This window comes from Pseudomonas sp. P1_A1 (assembly GCF_056406935.1).
In genome coordinates, this window is record NZ_JBFTZE010000011.1 from 184,583 (window position 1) to 205,855 (window position 21,273).

Below are 21,273 nucleotides of genomic sequence, written 5' to 3' on the forward strand. Positions count from 1 at the left end.
CCCGTTTTTTTGATATGGCGTGAACGCTTCATGGCGATGTCGTACAGCCCCAGCATAGCGGTAGGATTTATCCCTGGTAGCGATAAATCCCTACATCCCTTCAGTCAATCTGCTCGAACCGCCGCCGCTTCATGAACAATCCCATCCCTATCGCCACGGCAAAAACCGACAGCAACCCCAGATCAAACCCCAACAAGCGGATCTGACCTGCCACAACGCAGCCAACCGCACCCGCCACCACCAACACCACTCCTAGCCACTTGCGTAGCAGGTACGGTTTGAGGAATTGATCAAGCAGAAAGGACAACACCAAGGCAATGACCAATTGAGTAATTACGGACATGTACGTTTCCAGTCAGGCCTTGATGATCAATGTCGAGAGGGCTTGGTGCGTTGGGCATCGAGGGTATCGCCCTGTTGCCGGGTCAGCGGTTTGGAGATACCGATCATCATCACGCACGGCAGGCTCTTGGCCTGCATCTTGTCGTACACCTCGACGACCTTGCTGTTGACCTCATAGTGGGCGCTTTTCGCTTCGCCAAAATGCAACTCGCGCAGGCGCCCACGTTCGCTGTCGTTGAGGGTGATCTGCGAGACGTTGAAGACGATCCCGTGAGTCCCCATGTATTGGAAAGTCCCTCCGAACTTCATCCCGCGCATCCTTTCGAGGCAAAGACGGCGATTCTCTACAAGGAGCGCATTGGGTTCAAATCATTTCACCTTGCTGGCAAGGTGTGTACTCGGTTTGTCAGTACTTGAATGATGCCAGCGCCTTGTCAGGCGCCCGTTTTGTTTTTTCGAACCCCGCCAACACACAGATGTCGAAACAAGTGATGACATTGCCACTGATCACAGGCCTCTGGCCTGCTTCATTCAAGGGCGACGCCAGTAGCTCACACACTTTAGGGTGCGCCGGATAATTTCAGCAGGCTCAGATTCTGCCGAGGGCAGGTGCTGACTGCTGCTCACATCCCATGCTCCCGTATCGGAGTACTAACATGACTCAGTCAATGCGGTTCTTCCTATCGATCGTTCTTGCGACGGCCTCACTGGCATCGGCGAGCTTTCTGAACACTGCAGGTGCGGCAACCGCCGAGGATCTGAATACCGACTCTCGGCAAGCGTTGCAAACGCTCTACAAGGCCAGACCAGTTGCCGAAAAAATCTCACACGACGCTAAAGCGATTCTTGTCTTCCCGAAAATCATCAAGGCGGGCCTGGTGTTTGGCGGCAGCTATGGCGAAGGCGAATTGTTGATGGGTAAGAAAGTCGAGGATTATTACAACTCCGTAACCGGGTCCTGGGGGTTGCAGGCAGGCGCCCAGTCATATGGCTATGCGGTGTTCCTGATGACCGATAAAGCCGTGAAATATTTACGTGAAACCAAGGGTTGGGAAATTGGCGTAGGCCCCACTGTTGTTGTGGTTGATGAAGGGGTGGCGAAGAATCTGTCCAGCTCCACGCTGAAGGACGATGCTTACGCGTTCATTTTCGACCAGCAGGGATTAATGGCTGGGGTCAGCATCGAAGGAACCAAGATTTCCCGGATCAAGCGCTGAAACCGTTCGTTTGGCGCTTGCGGGCGCAAGCGGTGAAGTGAAATGAAAGCGGGCAGCCGAGTGGCGCCCGCTTTTTTATGTCCGCGATTCGTGATGCGTCAGGCCCCCTGGAGCGTTACTGCATGCTTTCGATCAAGACTTTCACCAAAACCACGGATCATCTCCAGCAACGACTTCACCCGCAGCGGCAGATTCCCGGCCGGGTACACCGCGTGCATCTGCGGGCTCTCACCACTGCTGGAGGTGAGTTTGTACTCGGGACAGACCCGCAGCAGGCGCCCCGCTTGCACTTCGGGCTCTGCCAGCCAGTCCGCCAGGCGGGCAATACCGAGGCCTGCCAGGGCCGCCTGGAACACCGCCGAACCGGAGTTGAAGCGAAATTTGGGATGAGCCCGAACGCTGATGGCCTGCGCCTCACTGCGAAAATTCCACTCCTTGAGAATCCGCGGCGCCGTGTGCAGGATCAGCGAGTGCGACTCCAGCGCCTCGATGGAGTCGGGCATTCCGCACCGCTCCAGGTATCCGGGGCTGGCATACAGGTAACGTGAATAACTCCAGAGTGGAAAGCCGATCAGGTCACTGGATTGCGGATACCCGCCGCGAATCGAGAAGTCCAGTTTGCTCTTGGCCGGGTCGATGGTTTCGTCGGTGAAAATCCCATCGACGTTCACGTCTGGATAACGCTCGGCGTACTGCGCGATCAGCCGGGGCAATACCCCGTGCCCGAGAAACTCGGGGGCGGAAAAGCGGACCCAGCCGTAGGCCTGGCCGCTGATGCCGGCCAGGTCTTCGTCCGCCTCACGTTGCAGATCCAGCATTTTGTAGGCGTGGGGCAACAAGCGCTCACCCGCCTCGGTCAAGCTCACGGCATTGGAGGAGCGATTGAACAACTTGACCCCGACACTTTCCTCCAGGGCTTGAACGGCGCGGGTCAGCGCGCTGGGGGAGCGCCCCAGAGTTCGTGCTGCCGCGATGAAGCTTCGCTTACGAGCCACCGTTGCGAAGGCTTCAAGTTCCCCCAACATATCCAATGCCATGCGCCACCTCGTTGCACTTTTCACAACGTGGTATTGCAACACAAAAAAAACGCTTCCGTTAACCTTCTCGCTCAATTCACAAGGATGTAAGTAACAGAAAATGACCGAACAAGCAGAAGCAAAAACCATAGGCGTCACCCCCTGCATTTACTGCTCAGCCCCCCCTGTTCCATGTAAGCGCTGGCGTACCCGTTAACAAAGCATTGGCAATGGCTTCCGATCTGCTGTGCCTAGCCAAGGTACTTGCAGAAGACGCAGCTTTCGAAAGAGACACTGACCGACATGCCTGGGCCACGCATTATTTAACGTCAATGGGTAAGGCGGTGATTGATGATGTGGTGAAGGCAGTTACTCCGAAACCTGCTCGGACGAGGGACCAAACCGAGATTTAACACTAATCAACCCTGACATGAGCCCGGCGCTTTCGGGACATTCAGATCGCCATGGGGGAGCACTCCCCATGGCCCCAGTGCGGCCAGATAGTCGGGTAATCAGCGGCCCGTATGAGTGCGGTCATCGTGGTCAAGGAGGTGTGGCATGGTCACTCGGTACTCGGTACTCGGTAGGCACGCACAAGTGGCCGAACCGTTGAGCATTCTCACTGAAGAGTTTCCTGCAAAGCTGATGGCCTTCAATGCCCTGACTCGCGACATGCGTGAGGCGGGAGTTGCAATCAAGGCGTTGGTACTTGCTGACAATAAAATTTTCGTCACTCAGCGAAGCGTCGAGCTGCTATCGCGGCATTTTGGGCATGAGCTTCGCGCAATGCACTGCAGCGCCGATGGGCGCTTTGCCCGAAATATGGCAACGATCCGTGGTGTTGGCGTGGTCTGGTTCACTTTGATTAAGGAGCAGGACGATTGATTCAATTTCTCGACTACTCAATTGAGGCTTTACGGGATGCGCCAAGGTGTGACCAATCGACCATGACTTGGGCCGATGCCATGAAACACGTCGAAGCCGCTGCCCCCTTCACCGTCAGAGCCTGATTCCATGATCGATATTGTCATCCTTTGCGTATTCGCCTTCTCCGCCGGCCTGATCGATGCGGCGGTGGGCGGCGGTGGACTGATCCAGATTCCCGCGCTGTTCAACGTGCTGCCCACGGCACAACCGGCGGCGCTGCTAGGGACCAACAAAGTTGCGGCAGCCTGCGGCACTGCATTCGCCGCCCGATCCTTCGTGCGCAAGGTAGTGATCAACTGGAGTCTGGTGATCCCCGCCGCCAGTTCGGCGTTTGTCATGTCCTTCTTCGGAGCGGCCACGGTGTCGTTCGTCCCCCAGTCGGTGATCCGGCCAGCGGTGCTGGTGTTGATCGTGCTGATGGCGATCTACACCTTCTGGAAAAAGGACTTCGGCGCCCTGCACAAGCCCATGCACATCGGCACCAAGGAAAAACTGCTGGCGATCGTCATCGGCGGCGCCATCGGCTTCTACGACGGGCTGTTCGGGCCCGGCACTGGCAGCTTCCTGATCTTCCTGTTCATCCGCTGCTTCGCCTTCGACTTCCTGCATGCCTCGGCGTCGGCCAAGCTGGTGAACATCGCCACCAACGTAGCAGCGCTGATGTTCTTCATTCCGACGGGGAACGTGCTCTACCTGATCGCCATCCCCATGGCTGCATTCAACATCCTGGGTGCGCTGACCGGCACCTGGCTGGCGGTGCATAAAGGCGTGCCCTTTGTCCGCGCGCTGTTCCTGGTGTTGCTGCTGATCCTGATCGGCAAACTGTCTTATGACCTGTTCGTGTAAGCGCGTTTTCTGCCGCTACACTCAAGCGGAGCAAGGCATTACACATGGGCATTACGCCATTTCCATCGTCTATTGAGAGTGGGTCGTTCATGAACCGTCGATTGCTCACCGCTTTCATCGCGATTTCTCTTTCATGGGCAAGTGCACAGGCCGGCTACTGGAAGGATTCAAACGGCAATCCAATCCCGGACTCTGAATCAAGACGAACCATCGGGGAGTTTGGTGGCTCGCTGTTCATCACTTCCGATCCCGATTGGGAGAAAAAGTGGAATACACCGGCCGAAACCACTCCAGTATTTACCGAAGCCAAAATAGTCACCCGAGGTGAAAGGATCTTCGCGCTTACGTTTTTTGCAAACCCGAAGCTCAATGCCAATCACGAAGCCAACATCACGTGCGATTTGAAAGCCACAAGGCCGAACGGTACAGAATCGATCAATCAGCGAGATGCCGTTTGTTTTCAAGGGCGTCTTAAAGGGGACCCGAACAACATGTATCTCGCCGCCCCCGTGATCGGTTTCATCGGTGAGCCTGACGATCCCGTAGGCGTCTGGACGCTGGAAATCACCCTCAAAGACAACTTGCGCAAGGTAGTCATGCCGCTCAAAGCAACATTCACGCTGAAGTAAGTGGTTCTTTACACCGCTGACCGCCGTTGTCAGCCTGGCTGTAGCGGCATAGAGCATCACTCCCAGCACCGCCAGATTGGCTGGGGTTGCCCACCACGTTTCAACCATTGCTGACGTCGATAGTCACCATCACGTCAATGAAGTTCTCATAAAAAATCCTCGGCGTAACATCCGCTCCATACCCAACCAATAACACCCCGGAGCACACCATCATGAAACGCCAAACCCTTCTCAGCATCGCTTTCTCGGTTTTTGCAGTAAACGCTTTCGCCGCTTCCCCTGCTCACCCGGTCGTCGCTGAAGGCGGCTCGGATCGTCTGATCGAAAACCGCGTCGCTGAAGGCGGCTCGGATCGTCTGATCGAAAACCGCGTCGCTGAAGGCGGCTCGGATCGTCTGATCGAAAACCGCGTTGCTGAAGGTGGTTCGGATCGTCTGATCGAAAACCGCGTCGCTGAAGGTGGTTCGGATCGTCTGATCGAGAATCGCGTCGCTGAAGGTGGTTCGGATCGTCTGATCGAAAACCGCGTCGCTGAAGGTGGTTCGGATCGTCTGATCGAAAACCGTGCTGCATGAATGAGTGGCTTTACCGCAACACTCGACCAAAGAACCCGGCCTCATCAGCCGGGTTTTTTCATGCCTTTTTTTAGTACCCGACTGCATCGATGTTCACCCGAAGCCGCATAGATGCGGGTTTCAGCGAATTAGCGCCCGCGCTGAATCATCAACAACGACCGTCCGTAACCCCGCCCCGACGGCCTCTCACCCTTCGCTATTCTTAACCACACACACCGCGGGCACGGCTTGCGGCATCAAAACCAGGAGTAAGGATCCGGGTAAGGAGTGCGCCACTTCTCACAGAGTATCGAATGATGAAAATGCTACTGATGGTCGAGTTTCCCCATGAGCCTTTCAACGCGTTTGTCAGGTCCGGGAAGATCGGCGAAATCATGAACCGTATCCTGGACACCATTAAGCCCGAGGCGACTTATTTCACTGAGCAAGATGGCATGCGAAATGGGATTTTTTTGATCGATATCGTGGATCCCTCAGAAATCCCCGGATATGCGGAACCCTTCTTCCTCAACTTCCAGGCCAACTGCAAATTCCGTGTGGTCATGAACCCGCAGGACCTGCAAAACGCCGGTCTGGAGGAACTCGGAAAAGCGTGGGCGTGAGGCATGATCAATGAGTGAGAAACCTGTGGCGAGGGGGCATGCTCGCTCGCCACAAAGGCGAAGCACTGACGCTTACTGAACGGTTTTCAGCTTGACCACATCACCGGAGATTTTGGTGGTGTAGCCGGTCAGGACCCAAGCCCAGAACCAGTTTTCCTGCACTTGGGTGTTGATCATCGCGTCGCCGCCCTTGGCCTTGATCGCAGCGTCTTGAGCGCGGATGAAGCGGTTGTTCTGCTGGATCGGGATGACACCGAACAGCAGCAGGCCAGTGGCGGTGGCTTCACTGTGGCCGACAACGGTGTACTGGCTGCTGTCGTATTGCTGGGTCTTCATCGGGGTGCCGGTGCAACCCGCCAGAACCAGGCCAAACAGGGCTACGGCAACCGCTTTGCTGAGGTCATTCACTGTGTCACTCCGTTAGAAATACCCGGGATCCATCTCTCGGGCGGCGCATACTCTAACGGATGAAGTGGCTCATTGATATCACTCAGCACTGAAAAAAGCGGATCGATGAGGCACCGATCATTGCGGCTGAAACGTCTGCAGATAGGCCAACAGGTTTTCGATCTTTTCCGGATCGCTGAGGCCCCAGAAAATCATGCGGGTGCCGGGGACCACTTCCTTCGGTGCCTGGATGTAGGCGGTGAGTGTTTCGCGGGTCCAGACGACGCCTGATGATTTCATCGCGTCTGAGTACTGGTAGTCCGCCGTGCTGCCCGCAGGGCGCCCGAAAATCGCATTGAGTTGCGGACCAAAAAAACCTCGCGCCGAACTCCCTACCTGATGGCAGCCACCGCAGATTCGCTTGAACAGTTTCTCACCCGCCTCAGCATCGCCGGCCGCTGCTGCTTGCGTGCTGAACAACCCCATGTTGAGCACCAAGGCCAAGGTGAGTACGGCGGCGTTTTTCATGTTCGGCTCCAAATCAGGTGTTGCTGACAGCAAAAGCGGGCGGCTATTTCATCATGACTGGCTGCTACGTCGAAACACTGATCTGGACCAGGCGTGTCACTCAACCCACACTCGCTTGAAACTTCTTCCGGTAAGCCGCCGGAAGCAGGCCCACGCGCTGCTGGAAAAGCCTGCGAAATGAGTTGCTGTCCTCGTAACCTACTTTGTAGGTGATGCTGTCCAGGGTCATTCGTGTGGATTCGAGCAACTGCTTTGCCTTTTCCAGACGCAGCGTTTGCAGGTAGGTCAGCGGCGTGTAACCGGTGGCTTCCTTGAAACGCCTTTTGAAGTTCCTGACGCCGAATCCGAATCGCTCGGCCATGTCATTGATCAGCAGCGGCTGATGGAAGTGATCTTCCAGCCACGCTTGAACCTGCAGGATTTCGCCATCCCCATGGTTCTTCGGCATCGACCACATGACATAGACCGATTGCTCGCTGCGTACGTTGTCGGCCAGCAAGTATTTGCCGCACTTCTGCGCCAGTTCCAGTGACGCGAAGCGGCGGATCAGATGCAGCAACAGATCCATGGCGGCCATCGCGCCACCACAGGTGATCACGCGATTGTCTTCACAGAGGATCTGCGCCTCTTCCAGACAGGTCTCTGAATACCGGCGCCGAAAAAAATCGGCGAAGGCCCAGTGCGTGGTGGCACGAATGCCGTCCAGCATTCCCGCTTCGGCGAGCATGAACGCCGCCGTACACATGGAAGCCACGACGGCACCTTGCGCGTGCTGTTGACGCAGCCACGGCCCATAACCGGGAAATGCTGGCAAGGCCTCCTTCAGGGTGAAGAGAAACCCCGGGACCACCACCAGATCGGTTCGGGGGATGTCGGCGATGGATTGGTCCACGCGCAGCGTTTGCCCTCCCCATGCGGCGACATTGGCGCCATCCAGCGAGGCGGCAACCACCTCAAACGGCGCGCTGGCGGTATCGGCGAACAGGTTGGCGGCACTGAGGACCTCCAGCGCCAGGGTGGCGCTGGCGGCGGAACATTGATCAGCCAGTAACAGGGTGACGTGCATGAATCATCCAGATTGCGCTTTTCGCATGAAAAAAGTCATTTGTGCACCTACCTTATCCGATTTCCGCCCCCTAAAGTTCACCGGTCATTCAATCCTCGGCGTACTTATGAATCTCTGGTTCCGACTTATCCTCATGCTGTTCCGTCGCCCATGGCGCAAACCGGTGGACGGCCTGGCCACCACCGTCATCCGCCTGCGTGTCTGGCCGCTCGACCTCGACCTCAACCGCCACGTCACCAATGGCCGCTATTTCACTCTGGCCGATATAGGCCGCATGGATTTCGTGCTGCGCAGTGGCGCCTTTCGAGTAGCCTTGCGCAATAAGGCCGTGCCGATCGTTGGCGATACCTGGGGCAAGTTTCGTCGTGAACTGAAGCTGTTCGAATCGTTCGAGATTCATACCCGCATACTCGGCTGGGACGATAAATGGAGCTTTATGGAACACCGCTTCGTGAGTAAAGGCCGGGTAATTGGCGTCGTCATCATGCGGGGGCTGTTCCGCGCGGCCAAAGGCACGGTTGCACCGGTCGAGTTCGTCCGCGAGCTGGGGTTGGCCGAACAGTCACCCGAGATGTCGATGTGGCTGACAACCTGGTCGCAAAGCTGCGACGACATGAGCCGTCAGCTGCGAGGGGAAGAAGGCCTGGTTGCTCAACCGCCCCTCTGATCAAGCGCAATTCCCTGGAGCGAGTGCGCAGCCTGATCGATTTTCTGGTCGAGCGGTTCAAGCACATCGATCACCTGGATGAACCGGAATCTGTGCTCGACTGAACGGCGCTACGACAGATTAAGCGCCACGGCGGCGCGAATCAGCGCCTTCAAGGCTGTTTCATCAATCCGGTCGCCCTCATGAATATCGATGGCACGCCGGGTGTTGCCATCGAGGCTGGCGTTGAACAGTCCTGAAGGGTCTTCCAGCGAGGCGCCCTTGGCGAACGTCATCTTCACGGCATTTTTGTACGTCTCGCCGGTGCAGAGGATGCCGGCATGCGACCACACCGGAACGCCCCGCCATTTCAACTCCTCGACCACGTCGGGGTCGGCCTGTTTGATGAGCGTTCGAACCCGAGCGAGCGTCTCGCCCCGCCAATCATCCAGTGCCTTGATTTTCGCCTCGATCAGCGCAGAGGCAGAGCCTTGCCCCTCAGTGTCCTTTGAACCGGCCGTCTCCTTGCTCATGGTGGTTATCCCTCTTCATAATGATTGTCGCTCGCCTGCCTCTTGAGTATCGCTGACAGGACTACAACGCAGGCATTGTAGTTTGACCCACAACGAGTCGTTTGCCTTCAAATCCCCGATGGGTGCAACCACTCACGGAATAGCAAAACAAGGACGTAACAACAGTGGAAAAGGAAATCATCTTGATGCGTCATGGCCAGCCAGATCTGGCCGTGCAAGACAAAGTTTCAGCGCGCGATATGAAACGCTGGATCGAGCAATACGACCTGTCAGAAATCATCGACCAACCCGCCCCGCAATCGAGTGTCGCGCTGGCGCGTACCGCCAGAATGATCGTGTCGAGCAGTGCGCCCCGGGCGCTGACGTCGGTTCGAGCGCTAGGCCTGCAAGCCAGCCTTGTCGATGATGTGTTCTGCGAAGCGCAGCTCCCCCATGGACGATGGACACTGCCGCGCCTTTCACCGTTTACGTGGGCATTTATTCTTCGTGTTTTATGGTTGTGCGGTTTCTCGGGGAAGGTCGAGTCTGCCAGTAAGGCCAGAATGCGGGCCAATACGGCAGCTCAACGGCTTCAATCCTTTGCCGACGAAGGGCCCGTTCTACTGCTCGGTCATGGAATAATGAATCGAATGATTGCCAAGCACCTGGAGGCTACCGGATGGATTCGCCATACCAGCAATGGTAATCGGTACTGGAGCGCGACGGCCTATCGAATGAAACCACGTTAAGGTACGACGACAGCCCACAGACTGAATCCCGGCGCCCTGGCTGGTGGTCAAATAGGAGCTAATATTCATCTGTATTCCTCTGCAAAGGACTGCAATCATGAGCCGGCTCGAGTTACTGACCAAATGGAATCGCATGATCGTGCGGTTGCAGATCGAGCACGAAATCAGTGCCCGGGATTTCGAGAAGTTCAGCTGGAAACTGGGCATCCCTTGCGTGGTGTTGTCGGCGATAGTCAGCGCCAGCGTCTTTGGTTCAATCAGTGACTCATCGCCAGCATGGCTCCAATATGCAGCCGGCATCCTTTCACTGCTGACCCTGGTGCTGAGTTCAGTGCAGACCTTCCTGAACTTTGATACCCGGGCTGCCGGGCACAAAGACACCTCCGAGAAGCTCGGTGCGATGTCTCGCGAGATTCAGGACGAAATCGCCAGCGGCAAGGACGAAGCTATCCTGGGCCCAATCGTGCTGGACATCCGCAAGCGCATCGATGCGATTCTTCTGGATGCCCCGACCTTGCCCAAGTCAACCATAAGGAGACTGGGGGATGTTCGCATCCACCCGGAGACGCAGCCAGAGGAGCAGGAGATCGTCCCGGCTTGAATTGAGGCCCGATGCCGGTCCGCGACATCGTGACAGGAGGCGTTTGAGATGCAACTCATCACGTTGAAAATCGACAAACCGGAAGCGACGAATTTCATTTTTGGTCAGACGCACTTCATCAAGTCCGTTGAAGACATCCACGAAGCGTTGATAAACGCCGTGCCAGGTATCCAGTTTGGCGTGGCTTTTTGTGAAGCCTCCGGCAAATGCCTGGTGCGATGGTCTGGCACCAATACCGCCATGATCGAGCTGGCGCAGAAAAACGCGCAAGCCATTGCCGCCGGCCATAGCTTCATCATTTTCCTCGGCGACGGTTTCTATCCGCTGAACGTGTTGAACGTCGTAAAAATGGTGCCAGAGGTGTGCCGCATTTTTTGTGCAACAGCCAATCCAACCGAAGTGATTCTTGCCGAGACGGAACAGGGACGCGCGATCCTGGGCGTCGTGGATGGCTTCTGTGCCAATGGCATTGAAGGCGACGAAGACATCCTGTGGCGCAAGAATTTGTTGCGGCAGATTGGCTACAAGCTGTGAAACACGTTTCGCTGCCGAGCTAGCGATGGGCTGCCGCCGTCGACAGYCTCACCTGCCGGAATTCTGCACGAGTTGCTCAACGAAGAACTCCACGTGCCCTCTCGGATGAGTCGGCAATGGCCAACTATCGACGTTGTGAGCAAGGGCCTGGAAAGCTTGAGCGCACTTGGAACGAGGGAAGGCTTCAAACACTGCACGCCCCTTCTGCACGGCTTTGTGCGCACTTTCGTCGTTCGGCACCGCGCCGACGTATTGCAGCGAGACATCCAGGAACATTTCGGTAATCTTTTCCAGCTTGGCAAACAGATTGCGACCTTCCGCCGGACTGCCTGTCATGTTGGCCAGCACGCGAAAACGCTGCAAACCGTAGTTCAGGTTGAGCAATTTGATCAGCCCGTAGGCGCCGCTGATCGAGGTGGGTTCATCGCACACCACCACCAGCACTTCCTGAGACGCGCGGATGAAATTGATCACTGAGCCACCGATACCGGCGGCCGTATCGATGATCAGCACATCCAGTTTGTCGCCGATATCGCTAAAGGCCTGGATCAGCGCGCGGTATTGCGCAGGCTCCAGATGAGTCATGTTCTGCAAACCAGAAGAGGCCGGGGCCACACGAATGCCTCCAGGCCCTGGCATGAGTGCCTCGGACAGCTCGCAACGCCCTTCGAGAACATCGGCCAGTGTGTAGCGCGGGGTCAGCCCCAGCAGAATATCGATATTCGCCAGGCCAAGATCGGCATCCAGCAATACGACGCGCCGCCCCATTTTCGCCAACGCCAACGAGAGGTTAACCGCCACCGTGGTCTTGCCCACGCCACCCTTGCCGCCGGTCACAGCGATAACTTGCACGCAATGCACATCATCCATTTTATCTTTCCCTTCCCTGTGCATCGTGTGCCATCACGTAATGGCACCCTCCAGATGCCGCAAGAATAGCTGAAAAGCGCGCAATAGCTGCTTTATCTCCCGACGAGAGGCATTCTGCCGGCCTCCATCGAATCGTTTCAACGAAAAGGCCGGCAAAAACCACTAAAACGTCTAGATCCACACATCATTCATTGCGGTTCTTTCCCCGGCTTGATCACCGGTATTCAGCACACCTCGCGGCTCGATCAGCAACAGCTTCACCTCGCGTTCAGCGTAAGGCTTGTGTTCGACGCCCTTGGGGACGACGTACATTTCTCCCCGCCCAACCACGACGGCCCCCTCCCGAAGATCGATGCGAAGCTCGCCTTCAAGGACGATGAAGGCTTCATCGGTATCGGCATGGGAATGCCAGACAAAGTCGCCTTCGATTTTCACCACCTTGAACTGATAGTCGTTCATTTCGGCAATCACCTTTGGCGCCCATTGCTCGCTGAACAAGGCATATTTTTCGGCAAAGTTAATCGCGGTGCAGGCCTGGGAATTCATTTAAGTCACCCTCATTGGACAAGATATCGAGCCCTGACTCTAGGGATGACCTAACGCTGCGTATTGCATGATTGTGCAAGTTGGCGGGGGCCATGCTCAATCAAGGCCCAACCTCTTCAGCCACCGGCCGGGGGAGACGCCGTAGGTCTGGACGAATTGACGCGTCATGTGGCTTTGGTCGAAAAAACCTGCGCATACGGCCGCCTCTGCCATCGAGTGGCCCCCAATCATCAATGCCCTTGCCAGGTCGAGCCGGCGTTGGGTCATGTACCGATAGGGGCTTGTGCCGTACAGCGCCCGAAAATCACGGCTCAGGCTCCACCGGTCTCGACCACTCGCCTGGGATAATTCATCCAGGGTAATGACTCGATCCAGCGAGTCATGAATCAGCGCACGCGCGCGCTCGGCCGCTGCAAAATCAAATGACTTGCGCCGCCCACGCTGACCAGAGAGCGTATCCAGCGCCTGCGCGAGATCGTAAATGGCATCGTCTTCTTCCAGGGGCTCAATGCAAGCGTCGAGGTTTTGCAGCAGCACCTGGGTTGCGGCACCCAGCCGTGGGTCGCTCGATAAGCCGCCCTCGATAAATGGCAACGGCTTGCCGCCCAACACCTGCTGAATCAAGGCAGGTTCGATGTAGATCATCCGGTAATGAAAACCCGCTTCGGTACCGGCCTCACCGTCATGCACCTCGTCCGGGTGCAAGACGATGGTTTTCCCGGGCAGGCTGTGGCGCTGGGATTTGCGGTACTGGAAACTTTGTACACCCGACAGCGTTCGCCCGATCGCGTAAGTATCGTGGCGATGCGGCGTAAAGCCATGGCCGCCAAAAAAGGCTTCGATGCGCTCCATCTTCAACGGCTGTGCCGAGCGCTTGACCCAATCCTTGTCGCCCTTGGTGTTAGTCATGTCCCTGTACCACTCGAATGATGTCAGTACGTTACCAGTGCGAGCGTCTGCTGTCCCAGGCTGGTGACCCGCCTGAATCGGGCCTCTCAGCGTAGCCGTCAAATTTGTCTGCTCCCCTCGTGAACCAGTTTTGAGACCCGCAGTCATAGCCGTGCCGTAAAAGACGCTCGCCCAAAGAAGCGCTCATGCGGTTATTGCTCATCTTTATCCCACCCTTATCGTCGTCAACTCATCAGAGCTGTCTGTTCATGCGCCCGACTGTCCGCTGCTGCCGCTTTATTTCGCTGTGCCTGATGCCTTTGTTTCCGCTGTTCGCCAGCCCCGCCCAGGCCAGTGGGGAACGGCAACTGGTGGAAGTCATTAACGACTATCGCGCCGATCCCGACCGCTGCGCGGGGCGTGCGGTCAGGCCGTTACGGCCACTGGCGCTGAAATCGGACTTGTCCTTGCCGATCAGCTATGGCGGTGGCTTGCGGGAAGGCTTGAAGGCTAACGGCTATCAGGCTGTAACGGTGCGGACCATCCGCCTGGTCGGCGCGCAAGACGCCGATGAGGCGTTCGACATGCTTCAGAGCGATTACTGTGGGGCGCTGCTCGATACCCAATACGCCGACATCGGCGTCACTCGTGCCCGCAGCGAATGGCGGGTGGTGCTGGCGCAACCGGTGCTCGATGGGCGTATCGGCGATTCGCGCGCTGCGGGCAAGACGTTGCTGGCGCAGGTCAACGCGGCAAGGGCCAGGCCACGTATGTGTGGGCGCCAACGCTTTGCCGCCGCACGGCCATTAACCTGGAACGCCGCCCTTGGCGCCGCCGCTCAAGGCCACAGCAAGGCAATGGCCTACGGCAACTACTTCGCCCACCAGGATCCCGACGGTGACATGCCGGCGGATCGCGCCAGAGCCGCCGGTTACCGCGGCCGGCAGATCGGAGAGAACATCGCCGCCGGGCAAGGCTCCCCCGGCCAGGCGATGTCCGGCTGGCTGGCCAGCCCCGGGCATTGCGCCAACCTGATGAACCCGATGTTTACCCAGGTCGGCGCGGCGTATGCCAGCGATTCGCGCAGCAACAAAGGGGTTTATTGGACGATGCTGTTTGGGGCGCCTTGAGTGAATGCCGGCAAATTCGAGTGACGAAAATCCTGTGGGAGCGTGGCTTGCCCGCGAAGAACGATGACGCGTAATCCMTGAAAAACCGCGGTGCATTCTTCGCGGGCAAGCCACGCTCCCACAGGTTCTGCGCCTTACCTCGGTTGCGCCACCGTGCGCAAATAAGGTTTCAGCGTCTTGAAGCCATCCGGGTATTTCTTCCTGGCGTCCTCATCGGAGACCGACGTGGGAATGATGACGTCCTCGCCCGGACGCCAGTTCACCGGCGTGGCGACGGTGTGCTTGGCGTTCAGTTGCAGAGAGTCGAGCAGACGCAGCACTTCATCGAAGTTGCGCCCGGCACTCATCGGGTAGATCAGCATCGCCTTGACCTTTTTGTCCGGGCCGATAATGAACACCGAACGCACCGTGGCGTTGTCCACGGCAGTCCGTGCGCCGCCACTGGCATTCGGATGAATCATGTCGTAGAGCTTCGCCACCACCAGGTTCTCGTCGCCGATCATGGGGTAGTTGACCGCATGCCCCTGGGTTTCTTCGATGTCTTTGGCCCAGGTCTTATGGTTACTGACAGGGTCGACACTGAGCCCGACGATTTTGGTGTTGCGCTTATCGAACTCCGGCTTGAGCCCCGCCATGTAGCCAAGCTCAGTGGTGCACACCGGGGTGAAGTCCTTGGGGTGCGAGAACAGAATCGCCCACTTGTCACCGATCCACTCATGGAAATGCAGCGGGCCTTCGGTGCTTTCGGCAGTAAAGTCCGGTGCTTCGTCGCCAATACGGATTGCCATGTTCGTTCTCCTTACTGTTGAGTCGTAGGGAAGTCGCCGGAACGCTGGCTGCTGTTCCGGCGGCATTCGGTGTCTGCGTTGAACCGTCAACGCGGATCAGTATAGGAGACGCTCGAGGACCCGGTAGTTAGCCGCGCGCCCGCCCTGCCCCCTTTGATGACCGGGCATTCAAGCCTGCGAACTGCGCTCGACCGACACCGCAAGCGCTGATGTCCTGGCCAGCCAGTAATAGAGCATGCCCGGCACCACCAGCCCGACGATCCAGGAAATATCGACACCGCCGAGCTGCGCGACCATTGGTCCGGAGTAGAAGTGAGTGTCGACAAAAGGCAGCTGGACCAACACCCCGAGCACATACACACTGATCCCCAACACATTCCAACGGCCATAACGCCCCGCTGGGTCGGACAACGCCGGAATGTCATAGCGCTCCTTGTTGATGAAGTAGTAATCCACCAGGTTGATCGCGCTCCACGGCGTGAAGAACGTCAGCAGGAAGAGGATGAAGTACTTGAACGTGCTCAGGAACGAGTACTGCCCCAGCAGCGCGAGCGTGGTGGACGCGCCGACAATCACCAGCACAAACAGCAGGCGTTTACCGGCGGATATTTCGAAGCCACGACGAAAGCCACTGATGATGGTGGCCACGCACATGAAGCTGCCATAAGCGTTGAGGGTCGACACCGTGACCTTGCCGAACACCACACTCAAGTACAGCAGGGAGGCCATCACCCCGGTACTGCCCAACCCGACGATGGTAGCGACCTCATGCCCACGAAAATTCGCGCCCGCCAACGCAGCGGCGAACACTCCCAGCACCATGGAAGCCTGGGCCCCCACCACCGTCCCCAGGCCGACGGCGGTGAACGTCTTCCAGGACGAGGTCTTGCTCGGCAGGTAGCGTGAGTAGTCGGCCACATAAGGGCCGAACGCAATCTGCCAGGATGCGGAAAGAGACACCGCCAGCAAGAAAGTACTCCAACCGAAATGGCGGTTTTCCAGCAACAGACCGATGTCGTTGAGCGTCATCAGCCGGGTAAACAGATAGACGAAGGCGATGATCCCCAGCACGCTCGCCACCCTGCCGACCAGGTGGATGACCCGATAGCCGAAGAGGGTCAGAAACGCGATGCAGGAGGCGAAAATCAGGATGCCGGCGCTGTCGCTGACATGGACCAACTGGGCAATGGCCTGCCCCGACAGTACCGCGCCGGTGGCGCTGAAGCCGAGGTACATCAGGCACACCAGCACAATCGGAATCGCCGCCCCATAGACCCCGAATTGCACACGACTGGAGATCATCTGCGGCAGCCCGAGCTTGGGTCCTTGTGCAGCGTGCAGGGCCACCACCGCGCCGCCGAGCAACTGGCCGATCAGCAAACCAATGAGTGACCAGAACACATCGCCACCCAGCACCACGGCCAGCGCGCCAGTCACAATCGCCGTGATCTGCAGATTGGCGCCGAGCCACAGGGTGAACTGGCTGTAGAGGCTGCCATGGCGCTCGGCCTCGGGGATGTAATCGATCGAACGTGTCTCGATCAGGGGACTTCGCTGCTGGATATCGCTGACCTTGGTCATTTTTTTGTTCTCTTCTTATTGAGGTAGACGCTAATGCCAGTGAGCCAAAGTGCAGAACCTGTGGGAGCGAGGCTTTCGTCGCTCAAATTTCTTAACTTACCGGCATTGGGGCGTGCTTTTATTTCTGTTGTTCCGTTACCGCCCACTTCTATCGAGCCAACAACCGAGTCTAGACATAACTACTCGGCAGCGTCGCATTAGCGTGGTCGCCAACGAGATTGCATTAAGGCATCAGATCCAACGGCATCACCTGCCCTTTCGTTCGCTCGTCATACCAATGCTGCAGCACATCGGGCAAGCGGCCTTTCCAACCCGACGCGTTGGTGTAGTAACGGGCTCGGGAATTGTTCTGCTCATCGAACACCAGCAGCACTAGCCAAAATCGAACGTCCGCTGTACGCATGAGGATGGCGGCGTTGGTATTGCCCAGCCCGCGTACCCACATTTCAGTCACTTCGGCGCCCGGCAGGTCATTCGACTCATCGCCGATCAGCCTGGAACTGCTGCTGTCCACCAGCGTCTGGTAATCGTCCTTGAGCAATTGCCGCAATGCATCGTCTTCTTGCTGTGTACGCGCCAACCCCAGACTCAGCAAATCGTTGTCCAGAGCCAAGGGCTGTTCCGACGCGACATAGCGCCCGGCATAGAACACGCCCATGCCCGCACCACAATCGGCATCGGCGCCGTCCTGGGTGACATCAAGCACGCCGTTGATGGCTTGGAAGGTCAACGCGCATGCACCTTCGACGTAATGCGCCTGAGTGCCATCCAGTTTGGCGACGCCATCCAGGTCGCCAGAGTTTGCGCCGCTCGCGGCAGAAACTTCGAAGGCGAGATGAGTCGAATCCCGACGCTTTGTCTTCAACTCAGCTCCCGTCGAAACGCCCCAGGGAATGCGCTGCCAAGTCGCGTCCCAGGTAAACGGAATGGCCGCGTGTTCGAGTTCAGTGATGCGCATCAAGTACTGTTGGCGCAAGCAATCGATTTGGTCTGCGCAGCGGTTACGTTGTTTCAACCACTCACGCTGGTCTGCTTTTAACACTTTAGGGGCGGGGACTTTTTCCAGCGTCGAGCGCCAGACCGCTCCCAGTTTTTGGTCCAGCTTCGACGTGTAAGCGTCGGCGCAAATGGCTTTTTCACTGGAGCTGGCGGCGCTGGTGCAATCGAAGCTACTGGCATGGGCTGCGGCAGAGAATGCGAGAAACCCCAGCAGTAAAGCGCGGCGAGCGTTAGAGCAGAACAAGGTCGGGGGCATGGGCAGATTCCATTCTTTGAGCGCGCCAGTATGCCGAGACAAACGTGAAAAGGCGCTTGTTTTGGTATGGCTCGCTCGCCACAAATCCAGCAGGAAGCGTAAAGTCATGCTCATTCTCAAGGAGCAAAACATGACTGATCCGTCGCCCCCGCCGCCACGGGAAATTTATCTCTCGCAGACATCCGACCGGGATCTGTTCAATCGCATCGCCAGTGAATTGGCACGAGGGCTGGGCGGGACCTGGACGGCACAGATCAATGGATTGGACCAGCGTTATTGGGACTTGGCCGTCGAGGGGCAGACGATTACGCTGCATCTGGAACACTATCTGGGGATCATGCTGCTGGTGGAGGACGCGGATCCGGACTGGATTGCGTCGGAGCGTTTTCAGGCGGTGGTGCGGCGGCTACAGACGGATTGAACAAAAAACGGGCGCCATGATCGGCGCCCGTTTTATTTGAAGCGAGAGGGAAATACATCCAGGAATTACCGATGCTTTCAGATATTGATTTCGCTGGCCGGCACTACGTCAATCCGCGCCACGGAACCGGTCAGATGCGCCAGAACCTTGTTGTGTTCGGTGATGATGTCTTCGGCGCTCATCGTGCCATTGTCGATCGTGGTATGGGCGTCGGCTGCCAGCACTACGTCATAGCCTCGCGATAATGCCTCACGGACCGTGGCGTTGACGCAGTAGTCGGTTTGCAGGCCGCAGATAATCAGGCAGTCGACGTCCAGCTCTTGCAGATGTTCATGCAGGTGGGTCTGGTAGAACGAATCCGGAGTTGTTTTGCGCACGCGCAGGTCTTGGGGTGACGTCTTCAGGCCGTCGGCCAGTTGCCAGCCTTCGGTGCCGTATTGCAGCAGGTCGCCCTCTTCTTCGTGCTGAATCAGGATGACCGGAATATTGGCGGCTCGGGCTTTGGAGCTGAGGCCGTTGATGGTGTCGATGACGCGCTGGATGTCGAAGCATTCATACTCGCCGGTACACAGCGCGCGTTGGACATCGATGATCAGGAGTGCGGTGCTCATGGCTTCCTTCCTTAGACAGGTCGCTGGAACGATGGATTTCAACTCCCTTTCAGCCTGTGTAGCAGCTGTCGAGCTTGCGAGGCTGCGTTCGAGCACCTGTAGGAGCTGGCGCAGCCTGCGATCTTTTGCCTTTGATGTCAGCGAAAGCAAGATCAAAAGATCGTCCGAACGCGGCCCGAGCCTTCGGCAGCTCCTACGGGGATCAGGGCCACCCAGGGAGTTCAGGTGGCCGATGATCGCCTGTTTCAGTAACCGAGTGACAACCCGGTATTACGCCGTGGGTCGTTCGCCCCATAGAACCGGTTCTTGCCCACGGGTTTGCCTTCCAGCGAAGGCGCACCTACCAGAATAGCCGCAATGTGGTTGGGGTCCTGCGGCTTGGCAAATTTGTGCCCCCAACTTTCGAGCATCTTCTTGGTGTCCGGACTGGTGGCGAAGTTCTCCAGGTTGGTTTCTTCCGGCAGCCATTGCTGGTGGAAACGCGGCGCATCCACCGCTTCCTGGATGTTCATGCCGTAGTCGATCACGTTGAGCATGGTCAGCAGGGTTGCGGTGATGATGCGACTGCCGCCGGGCGTGCCGACGACCATGACGACTTTGCCGTCCTTGGTGACGATGGTCGGACTCATGGACGACAGCGGTGCCTTGCCAGGGGCGATGGCATTGGCTTCGCCCTGCACCAGGCCGTACATGTTCGGCACGCCGATTTTCGAGGTGAAGTCGTCCATTTCGTCGTTGAGGATGACCCCGGTTTTGCTCGCCATCACGCCGGCGCCAAACCAGTCGTTGAGGGTGTAAGTCACCGACACCGCGTTGCCCCATTTGTCGACGATCGAGTAATGGGTGGTGTTGCTGCCTTCGTGGGGCGCCACACCAGGTTTGAGCTCGCGGGACACGCCGGCCTTTTGCGGATCGATGGCGGCGCGGATTTTGGTCGCGTAGTTTTTATCCAGCAAATGGGCGATCGGATTTTTCACGAAGTCCGGATCGCCGAGGTAGCTGTTGCGATCCACATACGCGTGGCGCATCGCTTCGATCTGGTAGTGCATGGCCTGCGCCGAGCGGTAGCCGAGGTCTTTCATCGGGTAACCGTCGAGGATGTTCATGATCTCGCAGATCACCACACCGCCGGAGCTTGGCGGCGGCGCCGAGACCACGTGGTAGCCGCGGTAGTCGCACTCGATGGGTGCCAGTTCGCGGGTCTGGTATTTGTCGAGGTCGGCCTGGGTGATGATGCCCTTGTTGGCCTGGCTGGAGGTGACAATGGCGTCGGCCACCCAGCCTTTATAGAAGCCGTCGGCGCCCTTCTCGGAAATTTCCCGCAGGGTTTTGCTCAAGTCTTTTTGCACGAGTTTCTGCCCGACCTGCATCGGCTCACCGTTGCTCAGGAAGATCGAGCCCGAGTCGCGCAGGTCTTTCTTGAAGACGTCTGTGGCGTACTCCAGCAAATCGACATCGCCCTGCTCCAGCACAAAACCGTCTTCAGCAAGTTTGATCGCCGGGGCGATCACTTCCTTGCGGGGTTTGGTGCCGTATTTCTTCAGCGCCAGCTCCATGCCAGACACAGTGCCCGGCACGCCGACGGCCAAGTGGCCGCGGGTGCTGAGATCAGGGATGACGCTGCCCTGCTTGTCGAGGTACATGTCGGCCGTGGCGGCCAGCGGCGCTTTTTCACGGAAGTCGAGGAAGGTCTTGCGCCCGTCCGCCAATTGAATCGTCATGAAGCCGCCGCCGCCCAGGTTGCCTGCAGCGGGGTACACCACCGCCAGCGCATAACCCACCGCCACCGCCGCATCGACCGCATTGCCGCCATTCTTGAGGACATCGACGCCGACGTGGCTGGCCAGATGCTGGGCGGTGACGACCATGCCGTTTTCGGCCGCGACCGGGGCAACGGAGGCCGCGTGAGCCATCAGGCAGCTCAGCGCCAAGGTGGTCGCCATGAGCGATTTGGCAAAAGGTTCAAACTTCATGAGTCGGTCTCTTTTTTGTTTTTAGGCTCTGTG

At 57.7% G+C, this 21,273-nt stretch carries 26 protein-coding genes and 2 pseudogenes; 13 read left to right on the forward strand and 15 right to left on the reverse strand.

Annotated elements, in window-relative coordinates; all coding sequences use genetic code 11:
- Positions 1–100 precede the first annotated feature (100 nt).
- Complete coding sequence (locus AC1D2Q_RS18305; protein ID WP_477814085.1) at positions 101–343, reverse strand: hypothetical protein; 243 nt, start codon at positions 341–343, stop codon at positions 101–103.
- Between the two features lie 44 nt (positions 344–387).
- Positions 388–651 (reverse strand): annotated as a pseudogene (locus tag AC1D2Q_RS18310) (hypothetical protein); the annotation flags it as partial.
- 347 nt (positions 652–998) lie between these two features.
- On the opposite strand from AC1D2Q_RS18310, the gene AC1D2Q_RS18315 reads away from it, so the two are divergent.
- Positions 999–1,559 (forward strand): lipid-binding SYLF domain-containing protein, encoded by a 561-nt coding sequence (locus tag AC1D2Q_RS18315; RefSeq protein WP_477814086.1) that lies wholly within the window; start codon positions 999–1,001, stop codon positions 1,557–1,559.
- A gap of 98 nt (positions 1,560–1,657) precedes the next feature.
- Here AC1D2Q_RS18315 and AC1D2Q_RS18320 read toward each other — a convergent pair whose 3' ends face one another.
- Entirely contained in the window at positions 1,658–2,596 is a 939-nt protein-coding gene (locus AC1D2Q_RS18320; RefSeq protein ID WP_477814087.1) for a LysR family transcriptional regulator, read from the reverse strand.
- Positions 2,597–2,696: 100 nt separating this feature from the next.
- Between AC1D2Q_RS18320 and AC1D2Q_RS18325 the strand changes: the two are divergent.
- From AC1D2Q_RS18325 to AC1D2Q_RS18350, 6 genes and pseudogenes are all read left to right on the forward strand, one after another.
- Positions 2,697–2,988 (forward strand): annotated as a pseudogene (locus tag AC1D2Q_RS18325) (DUF3077 domain-containing protein).
- 184 nt (positions 2,989–3,172) lie between these two features.
- Positions 3,173–3,460: a hypothetical protein gene (locus AC1D2Q_RS18330; protein WP_231380649.1), complete on the forward strand. Its 288-nt coding sequence runs from the start codon at positions 3,173–3,175 to the stop codon at positions 3,458–3,460.
- 129 nt (positions 3,461–3,589) lie between these two features.
- Positions 3,590–4,348, forward strand: a complete 759-nt coding sequence (locus AC1D2Q_RS18335) for a sulfite exporter TauE/SafE family protein (RefSeq protein ID WP_477814088.1) — start codon at positions 3,590–3,592, stop codon at positions 4,346–4,348.
- Between the two features lie 89 nt (positions 4,349–4,437).
- Entirely contained in the window at positions 4,438–4,977 is a 540-nt protein-coding gene (locus AC1D2Q_RS18340; protein WP_477814089.1) for a hypothetical protein, read from the forward strand.
- 212 nt (positions 4,978–5,189) lie between these two features.
- Positions 5,190–5,552 (forward strand): hypothetical protein, encoded by a 363-nt coding sequence (locus AC1D2Q_RS18345; RefSeq protein ID WP_477814090.1) that lies wholly within the window; start codon positions 5,190–5,192, stop codon positions 5,550–5,552.
- 296 nt (positions 5,553–5,848) lie between these two features.
- Positions 5,849–6,154 (forward strand): hypothetical protein, encoded by a 306-nt coding sequence (locus AC1D2Q_RS18350; protein WP_007935408.1) that lies wholly within the window; start codon positions 5,849–5,851, stop codon positions 6,152–6,154.
- A 72-nt stretch (positions 6,155–6,226) separates the two neighbouring features.
- On the opposite strand, the gene AC1D2Q_RS18355 is transcribed toward AC1D2Q_RS18350, so the two are convergent.
- The 3 genes from AC1D2Q_RS18355 to AC1D2Q_RS18365 all read right to left on the reverse strand — a co-directional run bounded on the left by AC1D2Q_RS18355 (position 6,227) and on the right by AC1D2Q_RS18365 (position 8,135).
- Positions 6,227–6,562, reverse strand: coding sequence for a hypothetical protein (locus AC1D2Q_RS18355; protein ID WP_477814091.1), 336 nt, complete (start codon positions 6,560–6,562; stop codon positions 6,227–6,229).
- Positions 6,563–6,679: 117 nt separating this feature from the next.
- Positions 6,680–7,069 (reverse strand): c-type cytochrome, encoded by a 390-nt coding sequence (locus AC1D2Q_RS18360; RefSeq protein ID WP_477814092.1) that lies wholly within the window; start codon positions 7,067–7,069, stop codon positions 6,680–6,682.
- Between the two features lie 100 nt (positions 7,070–7,169).
- Entirely contained in the window at positions 7,170–8,135 is a 966-nt protein-coding gene (locus AC1D2Q_RS18365) for a GlxA family transcriptional regulator (protein ID WP_477814093.1), read from the reverse strand.
- 106 nt (positions 8,136–8,241) lie between these two features.
- Here AC1D2Q_RS18365 and AC1D2Q_RS18370 point away from each other — a divergent pair, with 106 nt between their 5' ends.
- Positions 8,242–8,802 carry a thioesterase family protein gene (locus AC1D2Q_RS18370; protein WP_477814094.1) on the forward strand — a complete coding sequence of 187 codons (561 nt, stop codon included), beginning with the start codon at positions 8,242–8,244 and terminating at the stop codon, positions 8,800–8,802.
- A gap of 110 nt (positions 8,803–8,912) precedes the next feature.
- On the opposite strand, the gene AC1D2Q_RS18375 is transcribed toward AC1D2Q_RS18370, so the two are convergent.
- A complete protein-coding gene (locus tag AC1D2Q_RS18375) occupies positions 8,913–9,314 on the reverse strand; it encodes a DUF1801 domain-containing protein (RefSeq protein WP_477814095.1) in 402 nt (133 codons plus the stop codon).
- 164 nt (positions 9,315–9,478) lie between these two features.
- Here AC1D2Q_RS18375 and AC1D2Q_RS18380 point away from each other — a divergent pair, with 164 nt between their 5' ends.
- The 3 genes from AC1D2Q_RS18380 to AC1D2Q_RS18390 all read left to right on the forward strand — a co-directional run bounded on the left by AC1D2Q_RS18380 (position 9,479) and on the right by AC1D2Q_RS18390 (position 11,177).
- The gene (locus AC1D2Q_RS18380) at positions 9,479–10,042 is read left to right on the forward strand and encodes a histidine phosphatase family protein (protein WP_477814096.1); all 564 of its coding nucleotides are present in this window, start codon (positions 9,479–9,481) and stop codon (positions 10,040–10,042) included.
- A gap of 97 nt (positions 10,043–10,139) precedes the next feature.
- Positions 10,140–10,643: an SLATT domain-containing protein gene (locus AC1D2Q_RS18385; RefSeq protein ID WP_477814097.1), complete on the forward strand. Its 504-nt coding sequence runs from the start codon at positions 10,140–10,142 to the stop codon at positions 10,641–10,643.
- Positions 10,644–10,691: 48 nt separating this feature from the next.
- Positions 10,692–11,177 carry an adenosine-specific kinase gene (locus AC1D2Q_RS18390; RefSeq protein WP_477814098.1) on the forward strand — a complete coding sequence of 162 codons (486 nt, stop codon included), beginning with the start codon at positions 10,692–10,694 and terminating at the stop codon, positions 11,175–11,177.
- A gap of 48 nt (positions 11,178–11,225) precedes the next feature.
- Here AC1D2Q_RS18390 and AC1D2Q_RS18395 read toward each other — a convergent pair whose 3' ends face one another.
- The 3 genes from AC1D2Q_RS18395 to AC1D2Q_RS18405 all read right to left on the reverse strand — a co-directional run bounded on the left by AC1D2Q_RS18395 (position 11,226) and on the right by AC1D2Q_RS18405 (position 13,502).
- A complete protein-coding gene (locus AC1D2Q_RS18395) occupies positions 11,226–12,047 on the reverse strand; it encodes a MinD/ParA family ATP-binding protein (RefSeq protein ID WP_305411871.1) in 822 nt (273 codons plus the stop codon).
- Between the two features lie 171 nt (positions 12,048–12,218).
- Positions 12,219–12,593 (reverse strand): cupin domain-containing protein, encoded by a 375-nt coding sequence (locus tag AC1D2Q_RS18400; protein ID WP_477814099.1) that lies wholly within the window; start codon positions 12,591–12,593, stop codon positions 12,219–12,221.
- A gap of 96 nt (positions 12,594–12,689) precedes the next feature.
- The gene (locus AC1D2Q_RS18405) at positions 12,690–13,502 is read right to left on the reverse strand and encodes an AraC family transcriptional regulator (protein ID WP_477814100.1); all 813 of its coding nucleotides are present in this window, start codon (positions 13,500–13,502) and stop codon (positions 12,690–12,692) included.
- Between the two features lie 248 nt (positions 13,503–13,750).
- Between AC1D2Q_RS18405 and AC1D2Q_RS18410 the strand changes: the two genes are divergently transcribed.
- Entirely contained in the window at positions 13,751–14,611 is an 861-nt protein-coding gene (locus AC1D2Q_RS18410) for a CAP domain-containing protein (protein WP_477814101.1), read from the forward strand.
- 134 nt (positions 14,612–14,745) lie between these two features.
- Here the strand turns inward: AC1D2Q_RS18410 and AC1D2Q_RS18415 are convergent, their stop codons facing one another.
- The 3 genes from AC1D2Q_RS18415 to AC1D2Q_RS18425 all read right to left on the reverse strand — a co-directional run bounded on the left by AC1D2Q_RS18415 (position 14,746) and on the right by AC1D2Q_RS18425 (position 18,235).
- Entirely contained in the window at positions 14,746–15,399 is a 654-nt protein-coding gene (locus tag AC1D2Q_RS18415) for a peroxiredoxin (RefSeq protein ID WP_477814102.1), read from the reverse strand.
- A gap of 168 nt (positions 15,400–15,567) precedes the next feature.
- On the reverse strand, positions 15,568–16,980 hold the full coding sequence (locus AC1D2Q_RS18420) for a purine-cytosine permease family protein (RefSeq protein ID WP_477814103.1): 1,413 nt from the start codon (positions 16,978–16,980) through the stop codon (positions 15,568–15,570).
- Positions 16,981–17,203: 223 nt separating this feature from the next.
- The gene (locus AC1D2Q_RS18425) at positions 17,204–18,235 is read right to left on the reverse strand and encodes a lysozyme inhibitor LprI family protein (RefSeq protein ID WP_477814119.1); all 1,032 of its coding nucleotides are present in this window, start codon (positions 18,233–18,235) and stop codon (positions 17,204–17,206) included.
- A gap of 130 nt (positions 18,236–18,365) precedes the next feature.
- Between AC1D2Q_RS18425 and AC1D2Q_RS18430 the strand changes: the two genes are divergently transcribed.
- Positions 18,366–18,656, forward strand: coding sequence for a DUF3630 family protein (locus AC1D2Q_RS18430; RefSeq protein ID WP_019582000.1), 291 nt, complete (start codon positions 18,366–18,368; stop codon positions 18,654–18,656).
- A gap of 77 nt (positions 18,657–18,733) precedes the next feature.
- Here the strand turns inward: AC1D2Q_RS18430 and AC1D2Q_RS18435 are convergent, their stop codons facing one another.
- Together AC1D2Q_RS18435 and ggt are read right to left on the reverse strand one after the other, a co-directional pair.
- The gene (locus AC1D2Q_RS18435) at positions 18,734–19,267 is read right to left on the reverse strand and encodes a cysteine hydrolase family protein (RefSeq protein WP_477814104.1); all 534 of its coding nucleotides are present in this window, start codon (positions 19,265–19,267) and stop codon (positions 18,734–18,736) included.
- 245 nt (positions 19,268–19,512) lie between these two features.
- Positions 19,513–21,240: a gamma-glutamyltransferase gene (ggt, locus tag AC1D2Q_RS18440; protein ID WP_477814105.1), complete on the reverse strand. Its 1,728-nt coding sequence runs from the start codon at positions 21,238–21,240 to the stop codon at positions 19,513–19,515.
- Positions 21,241–21,273 lie beyond the last annotated feature (33 nt).